Below are 18240 nucleotides of genomic sequence, written 5' to 3' on the forward strand. Positions count from 1 at the left end.
ATGACGATCCCCAACGCTGCAAACAGCCCGCCCTTGACCGAGGCCGATTCTTCCCGACTGTCGCGCCTTACGGAATTGATAAGAGATCTACTCGCAAAGTATTGCGGAGTCGATGCGACATCGATTAGCCTCGAAGGTTCATTCGTCGATTATGGATTAGAGTCCAAAGCCGCAACCGGTTTCGTGACAGAGTTGGCGGGTATCGTCGATAGGCGCCTGTCGCCTGTCCTGATTTGGCGATATCCGACTGTTTCGGCGCTGGCACGTTATCTGTCGGGCAGCGATGGCGAGATGACGGCCGCGACGGCGTCGGTGACGGACGGACATCCGCACGATGAGTCGATCGCGATCATCGGTCTCTCGTGTCGCTTCCCGCAGGCGTCGAGTCCGGAAAAATTATGGTGTGCACTTCGTGACGGTGTCGATGCCGTCCGTGAAGTGCCCGCCGGGCGATGGGATTCGACCTCCGTATCTGCCGAATCCGTGGATGCGATTGCGCGCGGCGGTTTCTTGGACGAGGTCGACCAATTCGATGCCGCGTTCTTCGGAATTTCGCCGCGGGAAGCCGCGTCCATGGACCCGCAGCAGCGACTCGCGTTGGAGCTCGTCTGGGAGGCTCTGGAGCATGCGCGAATCGTGCCCGCGGGATTGGCCGGCACGCGAACGGGCATCTTCGTCGGGGCCGTGTGGAGCGACTACGCGCACCTTCTTCATCGGCATGGCGAGAGAATCACCCAGCATACGGTGACGGGCCATCATCGGAGCATCATCGCGAACCGGGTGTCGTACGCACTCGGCCTTGCGGGCCCGAGCATGGCCATCGATTCGGCGTGTTCGGCGTCGCTCGTTGCCGTGCACCTCGCGTGTGAAAGTTTGCGCCGTGGCGAGTCGACGTTGGCGCTGGCGGGTGGCGTGAATCTCAACCTCGTCCCCGAAAGCGCCATCGGTGTGGGCGAGTTCGGGGCGCTTTCGCCGGACGGGCGCTGTTTCACCTTCGATGCCCGCGCGAACGGGTACGTGCGGGGCGAAGGCGGGGGCATGGTCGTGTTGAAGCCGCTGTCGCGTGCCCTTGCCGACGGTGACACGATTCATTGTGTCGTTCGCGGCTCCGCGGTGAACAACGATGGCGCCAGCAATGGTTTAACCGCGCCAAATCCGCGAGCCCAGGAGGAGGTCCTGCGCCTCGCATACGACCGCGCCGGCATGGCCCCGGCCGAGGTGCAGTACGTGGAACTGCACGGCACGGGCACGCAGTTGGGGGATCCCATCGAAGCGGCCGCGCTGGGCGCCGTGCTCGGTACTGCGCCGGGGCGCGAGGGGGCGCTGCAGGTGGGGTCGATCAAGACCAACATCGGGCACCTGGAAGGCGCTGCGGGGATTGCGGGGCTGCTCAAGGCCGCGTTGTGCATCACGCATCGGCGGCTGGTGCCGAGCCTCCATTTCGAGACGCCCAACCCGCACATTGCGTTCGACGAGCTGAATCTGCGGGTTCAGCAGGCCCTCGGACCGTGGCCCTCCATGAATCGGCCGCTCGTTGCGGGGGTCAGTTCGTTCGGCTTCGGGGGAACGAATTGCCATATCGTGCTTTCGGAAGGGCCGGCGCCCCGCGCGCAGCTTTTCAGGCTTTCCGCGGAAACGCCGGACGCGCTGCACGCGCGTGTGCGGGCATGGATCGACGGCCGGTGTACCGGGCCGATGGCGCCGCTGGACGGCGAGCATCGGCTGGCCCTGACGGCGCATTCCCGCGAAGAGCTCGCAGGGCGATTGCGCGACTTCCTCGAGGGGCAGGGCGCGGGCGTGTCGGTCGGGCAGGCGAGTGACGAGCCCGGCCCCGTGTTCGTCTTCGGAGGATACGGTTCGCAATGGCTCGGTATGGGCCAATCGCTGCTGCGCCGTGAACCGTCGTTCCGCGCCACCCTCGAGCGATGCGGCGGCGTCATCCGCGAGCATCTCGGCTGGTCGCTGCTCGATGAGCTGGCCGCTGGCGTCGAGGCCTCGCAGCTCGATCGCATCGACGTGGGCGTGCCGGCCATCGTGGCCGTCGAAATCGCGACCGTCGCGCTTTGGCGCGCGTGGGGAATGAAGCCGGCCGCGGTGGTGGGGCATAGCATCGGCGAAATCGCCGCGGCGCATACAGCAGGTGTGTTGAGCCTCGAAGATGCCATGCGAATTGCATGCGTCTACGGGCGCGCCCTCCGGCGACTCCAGGGAACGGGCGCCATGGGCCTCGTGGGGTTGTCGTGGGAGGACGCATCCCGCGAGGTGCTCGCCTACGAGGGACGCCTTTTCTGTGCCATTCAACAGAGTGCGGATTCGACGGTGGTTGCCGGCGCCGCCGATGCCCTCGACGCGTTTTTCGAGGACCTCGAACGCCGAAATGTTTTCGGCCGCCGCGTGGCCATCGACGTGGCCGGCCATTCGCCCGCGTTCGACGTTCTGCGCGACGAACTCTTCGAGGCGCTCTCCAGTGTGAAGCCGATGCGGGGCGCGATTCCGATTGCCTCGGAGGTGACCGGCTCGTGGCTCGAGGGTGAATCCTTCGACGTCCGCCACTGGGTTCGGAACTTGTGCGATGCGGTCTGGTTCGGGAAGGCCGTCGACTGCCTTTCGCGCGATGGGCACCGCACCTTCGTCGAGGTGAGTCCGCACCCGTTGCTCTTGCCGGCCATCGAATCCAATTTGCGCTGTGCCGGTCTTGCCGGTGTCACGTTGCCGTCGTTGCGCCGCAACGAGGACGAGCGCCAGGTGATGCTCGATACCCTGGGCGCGCTCTACGTGCGGGGCGCGAACATCACGCGCGATAACGGACTCGTGCTGCTCCCGATTTCGGGCAAGAGCGAAGAGGCATTGCGCGCCCAGGCCGCGCAGCTGCGCACGCACATCGATGCGCACCCGGAGTTCGACCTGGCCGACCTCGCGCACTCGCTGGCCACGACGCGGACGCACTTCGAACACCGGGCCATGATCCTCGCGGAGCATCGCGACGAGCTGCGCGATGCGCTGCGCGCATTGGCCCAGGGCGAGCCGGCGACGAACGTCGTTTTGGGGCGGGCCAGGACGAAGGGCCGACGGGTCTTCGTCTTTCCGGGGCAGGGCTCCCAGTGGGCGGACATGGGGAAATCGCTGCTCGAGACGTCCGAGGTCTTTCGAGCGCAACTCGAAGCGTGTGCGCGCGCCTTGGCGCCGCACGTCGACTGGTCGCTGCTGGCGGTGCTTCGCGGCGAACCGGGGGCTCCGTCGCTCGAACGGGTCGACGTCGTGCAGCCCGTGCTCTTTGCCGTCATGGTCTCGTTGGCGGCGCTTTGGCAATCGGCGGGAGTCGTCCCCGATGCCGTGGTCGGTCACAGTCAGGGCGAGATCGCGGCGGCCTATGTTGCGGGCGCTCTGTCGCTCGAGGATGCGGCCAAGGTGGTCGCCTTGCGCAGTCGTGCGCTCGGCCGTCTCGCAGGCCAAGGCGCCATGGCCGCGGTCGAATTGGGGTCATCGGAGCTCGGGCCGCGGCTGGCGCGGTTCGGCGCGCGGCTCTCGATTGCGGCCATCAATGGGCCGCGGTCGTGCGTGGTATCGGGCGAGCCCGAGGCCATGGAGAGCCTTTTGCGCGAGCTCGAGGGCGCGCGGATCTTCGTGCGCCGCGTGCGTGTCGACTACGCATCGCACGGCGCCCAAGTGGAGGGCCTCGAGGGCGAGCTTTTGCAGCTCCTCGGGTCCGTGGCCCCGCGCGAGGGCACGATTCCGCTTTACTCGACGGTCACCGGCCAGCGGCTCGAGGGGGAGGCGCTCGGGGCGAGCTACTGGTATCGGAATCTTCGCCACACGGTCGCCTTCGAGGATGCGACCCGGGCATTGCTCGCCGACGGGCATCGCTTCTTCATCGAGGTGAGCCCGCACCCGGTGCTGACCTTTGCCTTGCAGCAGACCGTCGAGGCGGCGGAGCTCGAGGCTGCGGTGGTGGGGTCGATCGCGCGCGATCAAGGCGATTTGCGGCGGTTTCTTCGTTCGCTTTCCGAGCTTCATGCGAAGGGGCCGCCCCTCGATTGGACGAAGTGTCTTCCTAGCGGAGACCTCGTTCCGCTTCCCACGTATGCCTTCCAGCGCGAACGCCATTGGCTGGACGGCGCGTCGGAGAAGCATCCGCTGCTGGCTTCGGGCGTTCCGCTCGCCGGTGGCGGGTGGCTCTTCGAGGCGCACCTCGCGCATCGCGCGCAGCCGTGGCTCTCGGGGCACGTGGTCGAAGGCACCACGCTTTTGCCCGGTACGGCGTTTCTCGAGCTCGCGCAGACGGCGGCGCACCGCGCGGGGTTTTCGCGCGTCGAAGAGCTGACCATCCTGGCGCCTCTCGCGCTTCCCGTCGAAGGGGGCGTCGAGCTTCAGCTCTCGCTCGGCGCGCCCGACGAAGCGGGGTGCTGTTCGCTCTCCATGCATGCGCGCGAGGACGGCGATACCTGGACGCTCCACGCGACGGCCACGCTGACGCATGCCGCATCGCCGCCCTCGTTCGATCTGCGGGCCTGGCCACCCGCGCAGGCCGTCGCGTGCGATCTCGAGGGGCTCTACGAGCATCTCGCGGCATCGGGCCTTGCCTACGACGGCGTTTTTCGAGGCCTGCGCGCGGTGTGGACGCGCGGTCCGGAGGTGTTCGGCGAAGTCGCCCTTCCCGAGGGCACCGATGCCGTGCGTTTCGGGCTGCACCCGGCGTTGCTCGATGCCGCGCTTCAGAGCCTCGCCGCCTCGCGCGGTGGCGCCGGCGAGGTGGCGCTTCCATTCTCGTTCGCGGGCGCCACCCTGCACGGGGTCGGGGCTTCCGCTTTGCGTGTGCAGCTGTCGCCGGGTGAAGGAGAGTCCTTCTCCGTGCGCGTGGCCGATGCTTCGGGCGCTCCCGTGGCCTCGATCGAGTCGCTGACGTTGCGGCGCTCGACGGCCTCGCGCCGGAATGCCTCGTACCGCCTCGAGTGGACGGTGATCCCCAACACGGAGATCCCGGCGCGCCCGGTCGAGGCATGCGACGATCTCGCGTCGCTGAAGCGGCGGCTCGAGCTCGATGCGCCCGTACCGGAGATCGTCGTCACGTCGTGGACCTCGCAAGGTGCGCACGACGCGCAGGAGATGCATCGGGAGACGTGCCGGCTGCTCGAGTTTCTCCAAGCCTGGCTCTCGGACGAGCGCCTCGCTTCGAGCCGCTTGGTCGTGCTCACCCATCGCGCGATTGCCACCGGTCCCGGAGAAGACGTTCTCGATTTGGCGCACGCGCCTTTTTGGGGCCTCGTGCGGACGGCCCAAACGGAGCACCCCGATCGCGCGCTGATCTTGCTCGACATCGATGACCACGAGGCATCGCGTGCGGCGCTGCCCGCGGCGCTCGTTTCGGAGGAGCCACGGCTCGCGCTCCGCGAAGGCCAGCTTCGCGTTCCGCGCATCGTGCGAGCGGCCGCGCCCGCGACCCTCACGACTCCGCGGCCGCTGCGCACGGGGGGAACGGCCCTCATCACGGGCGGGACGGGGACCTTGGGCGCGCTCGTGGCAAAGCATCTCGTCACCGTGCATGGCCTGCGCCACGTGGTGCTCACCTCACGGCAGGGCCCTTCGGCCCCCGGTGCGGCGGAGTTGGTGCGCGAGCTCGAGGCTTACGGCGCCCGCGTGACCGTGGCCGCATGCGACGTGGCCGATCGCGCAGCCCTGGAGCGTCTACTCGCGTCGATTGGGCCCGCGTTGTCCTTCGTCGTTCACGCCGCAGGGGCACTCGACGACGGTGCCTTGCTGTCGCTGAATGCCGAGCGAACCGAGCGCGTTTGGCGCCCCAAGGCCTTGGCCGCGCTGCACCTTCACGAGCTCACGCGCGAGCTCGACCTCGACGCGTTCGTCCTTTTTTCCTCGGTGGCTGGTGTGCTCGGCACCGCCGGGCAGGCCAATTACGCGGCGGCCAACGCGTTTCTCGACGCCCTCGCCCATCACCGCAAAGCGCAGGGACTTGCCGCTTCTTCGCTGGCCTGGGGCTATTGGTCCGCGCGCAGCGGGATGACGTCGCATCTCGGCGAGGCGGATCTTCGCCGCATGGCCCGCAGCGGGATTGCCCCGCTTTCCACGGAGGACGCGTTGCGCGCGTTCGACGAGGCGCTGGGGCGCGATGATCCGTCGTTGGTGCTCGCGCACCTCGACCTCCGGCGCCTGGCCCCGACCGTGGCCCGTCGCAGCCATCGCGCCAGTCGCGAGAGCGTTGGCCTTGGCGCGCCGGAAAACTGGGCGCACCGGCTCGCCGGACTGACGGAAAAGGAGCGGGAGTCCGTCCTTCTCGAGAAGGTGCGCGCCGAGGTGGCCTCCGTTCTCGGGCTCGTGCGGGCGAGCACCATCGAGGGCCATCGTCCCTTGCAGGAGCTCGGGCTCGATTCGCTCATGGCCGTCGAGTTGCGAAATCGCCTGAGCGCGGCCACCGGATTGCGGCTGCCCGCGACACTTCTTTTCGATCACCCCACGCCCATCGCGCTCGCACGCCGGCTGCAGCATGGTCTCCTCGGGACGGAAACGTCGGCGCCCGCGCGCGCGGTGCTCCCGGAATTCGCGGCCGAGCCCATTGCGATCGTGTCCATGGCGTGCCGCTATCCGGGCCAGGTCCGCAGCGCCGACGATCTCTGGCAATTGCTGCTCGACGGTACCGACGCCATCTCGTCGTTCCCCGAGGGACGCGGATGGAACGCGGAGGCGCTCTACGATCCCGATCCGGACGCCAAAGGCAAAAGCTACGTGCGCGAGGGCGGGTTTCTCCACGACGCGGATCGATTCGATGCATCGTTCTTCGGAATCAGCCCGCGCGAAGCCCTCTGCATCGACCCGCAACAGCGCTTGCTGCTCGAGATCGCGTGGGAGACGCTCGAGTGCGCGGGCATCGACCCCACGTCACTCCACGGCAGCCGTGCGGGCGTCTTCGTCGGTGTGATGTACAGCGATTACGGCGCCCGTTTGCTCCAGGCGCCATCCGCCCTCGAGGGCTACGTCGGAATCGGTAGCGCGGCGAGCGTAGCGTCGGGCCGTGTCGCGTACGCGCTTGGACTCGAGGGGCCCGCCATCACGGTCGACACGGCCTGTAGTTCCTCGTTGGTGGCGATTCATCTCGCCTGCCGTGCGCTGCGCAACGGTGAATGCTCTCTTGCCTTGACGGGCGGTGTGGCGGTGATGGCGACCAGCGCGAACTTCATCGAGTTCAGCCGCCAGCGCGCGCTGGCGCGGGATGGTCGTGCGCGTGCCTTCTCGGCCGACGCCGACGGTACGAGTTGGGGCGAGGGCGTCGGTATGGTGCTGCTCGAGCGGCTCTCCGATGCGCGCGCGAACGCGCACCCCATTCTGGCGTTGATTCGCGGTTCGGCGATCAACCAAGATGGCCGAAGCCAGGGACTCACCGCACCCAACGGTCCTGCCCAGCAGCGGGTCATTCGCCTGGCCCTCGAAGATGCGCGCCTCTCGCCCGCCGATGTCGACGCCGTCGAGGCGCACGGTACGGGGACGCCGCTCGGGGATCCCGTCGAGGCGCAAGCCCTTCAAGCCACCTATGGCTCGGCGCGCACGCCCGAAAATCCCCTATGGCTGGGGACCCTCAAGTCGAATGTTGGCCATACGCAGGCCGCGGCGGGCGTCGGTGGCGTCATCAAGATGGTGCTCGCCCTGCAGAACGGCACATTGCCGAAAACGCTGCACGTCGAGACGCCATCGCCCCACGTCGATTGGTCGCCGGGAACCGTGCGCCTTCTCCACACCACGACCCCTTGGGCCCGTGCGGAACGTCCGCGCCGCGCCGGCGTCTCTTCGTTCGGAATCAGTGGCACCAACGCGCACCTCATTCTCGAAGAAGCGCCCACCGGCAGCGAAGATACAACTGCGACACAAGATGCAATTGCATCTCCGTTCCTTTTGTCTGCGAAGAGCGAAACGGCTCTGCGCGCTCAGGCCGAGAGGCTGCTGGGGCACCTTTCGACCCATCCGGAGCTGCCGCTCGCCGATGTTGCCCATGCATTGGCCACCGGGCGGGCGCACTTCGAGCATCGTGCCGCCGTCGCCGTGTCGGATCGCGGTGCGTTGCTCGATGCGCTTCGCGGCTTGGCCGAGGGGCAGATCTCGTCACGAAGTGTCGTCGCCCAGGCCCGTGCGGAGGGGAAGGTCGCCTTCGTGTTTCCCGGACAGGGATCGCAATGGGCCGGTATGGCGCGCGGCCTGCTCGCAGAGTCCCACGTGTTCCGCGAGCGAATCGACGCTTGCGCGCAAGCTCTGGCTCCGCATGTCGATTGGTCGCTGCTCTCGGTGCTCCAGGAAGAGGACTCCGCACCGTCGCTGGATCGCGTCGACGTCGTGCAGCCCGTTCTGTTCGCCGTCATGGTCTCGCTCGCGGCGCTGTGGGAATCGATGGGCGTACGGCCCGATGCCGTGGTGGGGCACAGTCAGGGCGAAATCGCCGCGGCGTGTGTAGCCGGTGCGCTTTCGTTGGACGATGCGGCCAAGATCGTCGCGTTGCGAAGCCAGGCTCTCGCCGTTCTGTCGGGAAAGGGGGCCATGGCGGCTGTCGATCTTCCGCGCGAGTCTCTCGCGGAGTGGCTCGCGCCATGGGGCGATCGCCTCTCGATCGCGGCCATCAATGGTGCGCGATCCGCCGTGATATCCGGGGAGACCGATGCCGTGGACGGGCTTCTGCACGGGCTCGAATCGGCCGGCGTCTTCGCGCGCAAGGTGCGGGTCGATTACGCGTCGCACGGCCCGCAGGTCGAAGCCATTCGGGACGAGCTTCTCTCGCGCCTCGCGGACGTGCGCCCGCGTCCTGGCAACGTCCCATTCTACTCGACGCTCACCGGTGAGCGGCTCGAGGGCTCCGAGCTCGACGCCCTGTATTGGTACCGCAACTTGCGGCACACGGTTCGCTTCGCGGACGCCGTCGCCACGCTCCTCGCGGATGGGTATCGCTTTTTCGTCGAGTCCAGTCCACACCCCGTCCTGACGTTGGCGCTGCAGCAAGGCTTCGACGCCTCCGAGCATGCGGGCGCCGTCGTGGGCTCCCTGCGCCGCGAGGAAGGGGATCTGCAGCGCTTCCTTCTTTCGCTCGGCGAACTTCATGTTTACGGACTGCCGCTCGACTGGCGAAAGGTGCTGCCTTTTTCGGGCAAGCACGTCCTGCTACCCACGTACGCCTTTCAGCGGGAGCGCTATTGGCTCGATGCACCCCGCGAGGCCGATGTCGCCTCCGCGGGCTTGGCCCCGGCCGAGCACCCGCTTCTGGGTACGGCCGTGGCGCTCGCCGATGGCGATCGATGGCTCTTCACGGGGCGCATCTCCCTGGCGACGCATCCCTGGCTTGCGGGGCATGCCGTTCGGGGCACCGTTCTCCTTCCGGGCACGGCGTTTCTCGAATTGGCCCACGCCGCAGCGCATCGCGTGGGGCTCGGGCGGATCGACGAACTGACCCTCGAAGCGCCGCTCGTGCTCTCCGCACGCGGGGCCGTGTGCCTTCAGCTCTCTCTCGGGCCGCTCGACGAGGGCGGACGTCGTTCTCTGGTGCTGCATTCCCGTTCCGAAGACGCACCGGACGATGCGCCCTTCCTCCGTCATGCCGCGGGCGTGCTGGCTCCCGCCGCTGCGGCGCCTCCGCCGCTCGAAGCGCTCGCGTGGCCTCCGGCGGGGGCCGTCGCCGTCGACGTCGCCGATGTTTACGCGGGCCTCGCCGAGGCAGGTTTCTCGTACGAGGGCGCGTTTCGAGGCCTTCGCGCGGCATGGACGCACGACGGCACATGGCTCGCGGACGTGTCGCTCCCCGAGGGGGACGCGCACAGTTTCGCGCTTCACCCGGCGTTGCTCGATGCGGCCCTCCACGCCTTCGCGCGGGATACCGTTCGGGACTCGGGGGAGCTCCGTCTGCCCTTCGCCTGGAACGGGGTTTCCCTTTACCAGACGGGCGCCTCTACGCTCCGGGTGCGCATCTCGGCGCGCGCCGAAGCGGGGAGCGTGTCGCTCGAGATCTTCGCGGCTTCGGGCGAACCCATTGCCTCGGTCGATGCCCTGGTGACGCGCCCGATGTCGCTCGATCGACTCGAGCGCGCAGCCCACGACGAGTCGCTTCATCGCGTCGACTGGACCGTGCTCGAGATGCCCGCCGGATCGCCGCGCGCTTGGGCGCAGCTCGGGCCCGATCCCCTCGGGATGGGCGCGTCCCAACGTTACGCTGACTTTGCGGCCGTCGAGGGCGCGCTCGAGCGGGGCGAGGCTGTTCCCGAGCTCCTCGTCACGTCGTGGATGGCCGAGGAGGCGCACGATCCGCCGACGGTGCACCAAGCCACCCAGCGCCTTCTGGGGCTCGTGAAGGCGTGGCTTGCGGATGCTCGTCTGGCCTCACACGGCCTCGTGGTGGTCACCCGTCGCGCGGTGGCCGTCCATCCCCACGAGGACGTGCTCGATCGGATCCACGCGCCCTGTTGGGGATTTGTTCGTGCCCTGCTCGCGGAGCATCCCGATCGTGCGATGGCCATCGTGGACATCGACGGCGACGAAGCTTCGCGTCGCGCCTTGCCCGATGTCCTCGGCCGCGGTGAGCCGCGCCTTGCCCTTCGTGCGGGGGTGCCCCACGTGCCGCGGCTCGCGCGGATCCGCCCGGGTGCGCGTCTCTCCGTGCCGAGCCACATGCCTGCGTGGCACCTCGATGCGCCGGTCAAAGGCACGTTCGAAGATCTCGCGTTCGTGGCGCACCCCGATGCCGATGTCCCTCTCGCGCCGGGGCAGGTCCGCATTGCCGTGCGTGCGACCGGTCTCAATTTTCGAGACGTCCTGACCACGCTCGGAATGTACCCCGGGGAGGCGGGACCGCTCGGGCTCGAGGGCGCCGGCATCGTCACGGAGGTCGGGCCCGACGTGCCATCGCTGGCCGTGGGCGATCGCGTGATGGGGCTATTCCGACGCGCGTTCGGCCCCATGGCCGTCGCCGACCATCGCTTGATGGCGCGCATGCCCGCCCAATGGACGTTCGCGCAAGCTGCGAGCGTTCCCGTGGTCTTTCTGACCGCCTATTACGGATTGGTCGATCTCGGTCGTCTCGAAGCGGGCGATCGCGTGCTCGTCCACGCGGCGGCGGGTGGGGTCGGGATGGCCGCCGTCCAACTCGCGCGGCACCTGGGCGCGGAGGTGTTCGGCACCGCGAGTCCGAGCAAGTGGGCCACCCTGCGCGCGCTCGGCCTGGACGATGCGCACATCGCGTCGTCGCGCACGCTCGACTTCGAGGGGCAGTTCCTGCAGGTCACCGGCGGCGCCGGCGTCGACGTCGTGCTGGATTGCCTCGCGCGCGAATTCGTCGATGCCTCGCTGCGGCTTCTGCCTCGCGGGGGACGCTTCGTCGAAATGGGCAAGACGGACATGCGCGATCCCGCGGCCGTTGCCGCGACCCATGCGGGCGTCGTCTACACCGCGTTCGAGCTGATGGACGCGGGGCCCGAGCGCATTCGTCGCATGCTGGCGGAGCTCTTGGCCCTTTTCGAAAGGGGCGTGCTGCAACCCTTGCCGATGACCGCGTGGGACGTGCGTCAGGCGCCCGAGGCGTTTCGCTTCGTCGCCCAGGCCCGCCACGTCGGCAAGATCGTGCTCACCGTGCCGCGTCCCCTGGATGCCGGCGGCACGGTGCTCGTCACGGGGGGCACGGGCACGTTGGGGATGGCCTTGGCGCAGCACCTGGTCGAGAGGCACGGTGTTCGCCATCTCGTGCTCGCCTCGCGTCAGGGCGCGGCGGCTCCGGGGGCCTTGGAGCGCGCGCGTGTCCTCGAGGCGGCCGGAGCCGAGGTGACCCTTTGCGCCTGCGACGTTGGCGATCGCGAGGCGCTGGCGGAGCTCCTCGCTGGCATCCCGGTCGAGCATCCCCTGACCGCGATCGTGCACGCGGCCGGTGTGCTCGACGATGGTGTTCTTCCGTCGATGACCGACGAACGCATCGCGCGGGTGTTTCGCGCCAAGGTCGACGCGGCGGTCCATTTGCACGAGCTGACGGAACACCTCGATCTATCGGCGTTCGTCCTCTTCTCGTCGCTCGCAGGGGTGTTGGGCAGCCCCGGTCAGAGCAACTATGCTGCGGCCAATTCGTTTCTCGACGCGCTGGCCCATCACCGCCGCGCGCGCGGGCTGCCTGCCACCTCGCTGGCGTGGGGGTTGTGGGCCACGCAAAGCGGCATGACCTCGCACCTGCTCGCCGCGGACCAACGGCGGCTCGACGCGCTGGGCCTCGTTGCCCTCTCGAACGAGGAAGGGCTGGCACTTTTCGACGCCGCCCTGGCCCAGCCTGACGCGCTTCTCGTGCCCGCGCGACTGCGGCCCCTGCGAAGCCTCCGTGCCGTGCCTCCGCGGCATGTGCCCTCGCCGGATGCGCGTGCGTCGTCGTTCAAAGAGCGTTTGGCCGTGCTGTCCGAGGCGGAGCGAGAGCACGCGTTGCTCGAACTGGTGCGGCAGCAAGCCGCGGCCGTGCTCGGCGTGGCGTCGCCCGTGGCCATCGAAACGGATCGCCCGCTCAAAGCGCTCGGCTTGGATTCGCTCATGGCCGTCGATCTGAAGAACCGCCTCGGTCTGGCGACGTCGCTTCGTCTGCCCACCACGTTGCTCTTCGACCACCCCACGCCCTCGGCGTTGGTGCAGTACCTGAAGACGGAGCTCGTTCCGCGCGATGCCGCGCCGGAGGTACCGATCTTCCACGAGCTCGACAAACTGGAAGGGCTGCTGTCCGTCTTGAAACCGCAGCACGCCGCCCGCTCCGAGGTGGCCGCGCGATTGAAGTCGCTGCTCGCGCAGTTCCATGTCGTCCATGCCGATCCGGGTCCGGCCGCGCCTGCGCCTGGGCTCGCGCAAGACGTTACGCACGACGAACTCTTCGCCTTCATCGACCAAACATTGGGAAAGCCTGGAACGAACCATGGGCAATGAGGACAAGCTCTTCGAGTACCTCAAACGGGTCACGCAGGAGCTGACGCAGACCCAAGAGCGCTTGCGCGAGCTCGAAGGAAAGAACGACGAGCCCATCGCCATCGTATCCATGAGCTGTCGATACCCCGGGGGGGTATCCACGCCGGAGGAGCTTTGGGAACTGCTGCGAGACGGCATCGATGCGGTCTCCGGGTTTCCCGAAGAGCGCGGATGGAACGTGGGCGCGCTCTACGATTCCGATCCGGACGCCAAGGGCAAGAGCTACGTGCGCGAGGGTGGCTTTCTCTACGACGCGGATCGATTCGATGCCTCGTTCTTCGGCATCAGCCCGAGCGAGGCGCTGACCATCGATCCGCAGCATCGCGTGCTGCTCGAAATGACCTGGGAGCTGTTCGAGCGCGCGGGGATCGATCCCGGGTCGCTCCAGGGCAGTCCGACGGGCGTCTTCGTCGGCACCGTGTACCAGGACTACGGTGCGCGGCTTCTCCAGACGCCGGAGGAGCTCGAGGGGCACGTTTCGCTCGGCAGCACGGCCAGTGTGGCGACGGGACGCATTGCGTACACGTTTGGGTTCGAGGGGCCGGCCGTGAGCATCGATACGGCGTGCAGCTCGTCGCTGGTGGCGATTCATTTGGCCAGTCAATCGTTGCGGCAAGGGGAATGCACGCTGGCGCTCGCGGGCGGCATCACCGTGATGGCCACGCCGGCCGCGTTCATCGAGTTCAGTCGCCAGCGTGCGCTCGCACCGGACGGGCGGTGCAAGGCGTTCTCGGCGCAGGCCGATGGCACCAGTTGGGGGGAAGGGGCCGGCGTGCTGCTGCTCGAGCGGCTTTCCGATGCGAGGCGAAATGGGCATCGCGTGCTCGCGTTGCTCCGCGGCTCGGCGGTGAATCAAGACGGCAAGAGCCAGGGGCTCACGGCGCCCAACGGCCCCGCCCAGCAGCGTGTCATCCATCGCGCGCTCGCGACTGCGCGGCTCGGGGCCGGCGAGGTCGACGTGGTGGAGGCCCACGGCACCGGCACGACCTTGGGCGATCCCATCGAGGCGCAGGCACTCATCGCGACGTATGGGCGGGCTCGCACGAAGGAGAGTCCCGTTTGGCTCGGGAGCATCAAGTCGAACCTTGGCCACACGCAAGGTGCCGCCGGTGTGGCGGGCGTCATCAAGATGGTGCTCGCCATGCAGCACGGGCTCTTGCCCAAGACGCTTCACGCGGCCACGCCGTCCCCCCATGTCGATTGGTCGGAGGGCACCGTTCGCCTGCTCACGGAGCCCCTCGCGTGGCCCGCGCACGAACGCCCGCGCCGTGCGGGTGTCTCGTCATTCGGCATCAGCGGGACGAATGCGCACGTCATCGTCGAAGAGCCGCCGGCCGCCGAGCCGAGCATCGTGCCCGAGGCGTCGTCCCTCGGCGCGTGGCCGCTGCTGCTGTCGGGTCGGGACGAAGACGCGCTTCGGGCACAGGCCCTTCGGTTGCGGGATCACGTGGCCGCTCGCCCGGATCTCGCGCTTCGGGACCTGGTGTTTTCGCTTGCCACGACGCGTTCGCACTTCGAACAGCGGGCCGTGCTGGTATCGGGCGACCGCGAAGGGCTGCTCACCGACCTCGACGGCCTCGCCCAAGGCCGACGTCCGCCGCGCGCACTGCTTGGGGACGCGAGGCAGCCGGGGAAGCTGGCGATTCTGTTCACGGGGCAGGGAAGCCAGCGCGCGGGGATGGGGCGGGAGCTGTACGAGGCATTTCCTGCGTACCGTGCGGCGCTGGACGAGGTCTGCGCGGGGCTGGACGCGCACCTGGAGCGGCCGCTGCGCGAGGTGATGTTCGAGGACGGGGAGAGCTTGCACCGGACGGGGTACACGCAGCCGGCGCTGTTTGCGCTGGAGGTGGCGCTGTATCGGCTGGTTCGGAGTTGGGGAGTGAAGCCAGACGCGTTGCTCGGTCACTCGGTGGGCGAGCTGGTGGCGGCGCACGTGGCCGGGGTTCTATTGCTGCCGGACGCGTGTTCCTTGGTGTGCGCACGGGCGCGGCTGATGGAAGGGCTCGCGCCGGGCGGGGCGATGGTGTCGTTGCAAGCGACGGAGGCGGAGGTACGGGCGCTTCTCGTTGGAAAAGAGACGCGGGCATCGATTGCGGCGGTCAATGGACCGCAAGCGACGGTGGTCTCTGGGGACGAGGACGCGGTGGTGGACGTGGCGCGAGCGCTGGAGGCGCAGGGAAGAAAGACGACGCGCCTGGTGGTGAGCCATGCGTTCCACTCGCCGCGAATGGAGGGAATGCTGGAGGCGTTCCGCCGGGTGGCAGAGACGGTGACGTATGGGCGATCGCAGGTGGCGATCGTGTCGAACGTGACGGGGCAGCGCGCGAGGGACGAGGAGCTCGGGAGCGCGGAGTACTGGGTGCGCCACGTGCGGGAGGCGGTTCGGTTCGGGGACGGTGTGCGGGCGCTGGAAGCAGTGGGGGTACGAGGGTACCTGGAGCTGGGACCGGACGGAGTTCTGACGGCGCTGGGGCCTCAAAGCGCGGAGTCGGGGGCGACGTTCGTGGCGGGCCTTCGGAAGGGTCGCTCGGAGGTGGAGTCGCTGGTTTCGGCAATGGGAGAGCTGCACACGCGCGGACACGCGGTGGATTGGGCGACGTTTTTCGCGCCGTTTGGAGCGCGTCGCGTGGATTTGCCGACGTACGCCTTTCAGAGGCAACGCTATTGGCTCGATGCGCCGGGCGCGGTGGCGAGCGCGGGTGAGCATGCGCTCTACCGGGTCGAGTGGGTCGCGCATGGAGCGCCGGCTTCCAGCCGGCAGGATGCCGGCGCTCCATCGGTGGTGCCGTCGGTTACGCACCTAAGCGGAATGGACTTGCGCGCGTTGCAGACGGCGCTCGACGCAGGGGAAGAGACTCCGCGCATCGTGGTGGCGGAGTGCAACTCGGAGGGTGACGCAATCGTCGACGCGGCACACGGCACAACGGGCGCGGTGCTGGCGTTGCTGCAGGCGTGGCTCGGAGACGCGCGGCTCTCGTCGTCGCGGCTCGTGATCGTCACCCATCGGGCCGTGGCCACGCAGCCCGAGGAGGACGTGCTCGGTCTCGCGGCCGCTCCGGTCTGGGGCCTCGTCCGCTCCGCGCAATCCGAGCACCCCGGACGAGCCTTCGGGCTTCTGGACACCGACGAGCACCCGGACTCGGTCCGCGCATTGCCCATGGCGCTCGCGGCCGACGAACCACAGCTCGCGTTGCGCGAAGGCCGTTTGCGTGCGCCGAAGCTCGTACGCGTGCCCATGCAGGCCGCCGCGCGCCATCGGCCATGGAATGCGCAAGGCACGATGCTCATCACCGGCGGCACGAGCCCGCTGAGCGCGCGCATTGCGAAGTACCTCGTCGAGCGGCGCGGGGTGCGGCATCTCGTGCTCGCATCGCGTCAGGGACCATCCGCTCCCGGCGCCGAGGACCTGATCCGCGAGCTTACCGCCTCCGGCGCCCACGTCGCGGTGGTCGCCTGCGACGTGGCCGATCGCGAAGCGTTGCGCACCTTGCTCGCGTCCATCGCGCCAGAGCACCCGCTCACGGGCATCGTCCATGCAGCCGCCGTGCTCGATGACGGCGTGTTGCTGTCGCTTTCGCCCGAGCGCATCGCGCGCGTCCTGCGGCCGAAAATCGATGCCGCCTTCCATTTGCACGAGCTCACGCAAGGACTCGACCTCGACGTCTTCGCCTTGTTCTCCTCGTTTGCCGGCGTGCTGGGGGCGCCCAGCCAAGCCAGCTACGCGGCGGCCAACACCTTCCTCGACGCCCTTGCGCACCATCGAAGGGCCCGAGGGCTCGAGGCGATCGCTCTGGCCTGGGGTCCTTGGGCGACGAACCGCGATCGAACGACCCACCTTGGCCCGGCCGATCTCACGCGTCTCGCACGCCTCGGCGTCTCCGCGCACGCGCCCGAGGAGGGGTTTGCCCTCTTCGAGGCAGGGCTCTCGAGCCGCGAGCCGCTGCTCGTGCCGGCCAACCTCGTCGTGGCATCGTCCCGCGATGACGACGATGTTCTCCCGTGGCTTCTCCGGCGCCTTGCTCGAGGTTCGGGCCAGAGCCCCGCGGCGGAGCGCCCCGCGGCCAGCCCACTCGCCGAGCGTCTTGCACCGCTCTCACCTGGCGAGCGCCGTCGCGCCCTGCTCGACATCGTGCACACCGAGATTGCCGCCGTTCTCGGGTTGACCTCCTCGGATGCCGTCGAGCACGAACGCCCGATTCGGGACCTCGGCCTCGACTCGCTCATGGCACTCCGCCTGAGCAACCGCCTCGGTGCCGCCATCGGATTGCAGTTGCCCGCCACGTTGCTTTTCGACCACCCGACCCCGGTGAGCCTCGTCGGCTGGCTCGAAGAGCAAGCCTTCGGCCGCGCGAACACCGAGGCAGCACCCGCGGCCATTCCGTCGGCGGAACACGACGAGCCCATCGCCATCGTGGCCATGTCGTGCCGGTACCCGGGTGGGGCGAATACGCCCGACGAACTCTGGCAATTGCTCCAGAACGGCACCGACGCCATCGGCGGATTTCCCGTCGGCCGCGGCTGGGACCACGACGCGCTGTTCGATCCGGATCCCGAGGTCAAAGGCAAAAGCTACGTGCGCGAGGGCGGCTTCCTCTACGACGCCGATCGATTCGACCCCGTGTTCTTCGGCATGAGCCCGCGGGAAACGCTGGCCGTCGATCCGCAGCAGCGATTGCTCTTGGAGACATCGTGGGAGGCGTTCGAGCGCGCAGGCATCGACCCCGCGTCGCTCCAGGGAAGCCCCACCGGTGTCATCGTCGGTGTCAGCCTCCAGGATTACGGCGGCCGCTTTCAGCGCGCACCGGAGGCCCACGAGGGGTACATCGGCATCGGCAGCACCGCCAGCGTGGCCTCGGGCCGCATCGCGTACACCTGGGGACTCGAAGGTCCGGCGTTCAGCCTCGACACGGCGTGCAGCTCGTCGTTGGTGGCGGTGCATCTGGCCTGTCAGTCACTGCGCAGGGGCGAAAGCTCGCTCATGCTGGCGGGTGGCGTCTTCGTGATGGCGACGCCCGCGGCGTTCATCGAGTTCAGCCGGCTGCGCGCGCTCGCGCCCGACGGCCGTTGCAAAGCTTTCTCCGATGCTGCAGACGGCACGAGCTTCGCGGAAGGCGTCGGCATGGTGCTCCTCGAGCGGCTCTCGGATGCACGGCGCAAGGGCCATCCCGTTCTCGCCCTGGTGCGCGGCTCGGCGGTGAATCAAGACGGCAAGAGCCAAGGCCTCACGGCGCCCAACGGCCCTGCCCAGCAGTGCGTGATTCGTCGTGCGCTCGAAGATGCCCA

At 68.5% G+C, this 18240-nt stretch carries 2 protein-coding genes (1 of these 2 running past the window's edge); both read left to right on the forward strand.

Features of this window, described 5'->3' with window-relative positions; all coding sequences use genetic code 11:
- The gene (locus tag LZC95_13725) at window positions 1–12918 is read left to right on the forward strand and encodes an SDR family NAD(P)-dependent oxidoreductase (protein ID WXA97888.1); all 12918 of its coding nucleotides are present in this window, start codon (window positions 1–3) and stop codon (window positions 12916–12918) included.
- On the forward strand, window positions 12908–18240 hold the 5' end (the start) of the coding sequence (locus LZC95_13730; protein WXA97889.1) for an SDR family NAD(P)-dependent oxidoreductase. The gene runs 13222 nt beyond the window's last position; only the first 5333 of its 18555 coding nucleotides appear in the window; it begins with the start codon at window positions 12908–12910; its stop codon lies beyond the right edge, outside the window. Before LZC95_13725 ends, LZC95_13730 begins: the two co-directional genes overlap by 11 nt.

This window comes from Sorangiineae bacterium MSr12523, assembly GCA_037157775.1.
GTDB lineage: Bacteria > Myxococcota_A > Polyangia > Polyangiales > Polyangiaceae > Pendulispora > Pendulispora brunnea.

Bases quoted from the DNA above. Each gene is read 5' to 3' on its own strand.
- LZC95_13725 (WXA97888.1), top strand. From the start codon at position 1: ATGACGATCCCCAACGCTGCAAACAGCCCGCCCTTGACCGAGGCCGAT.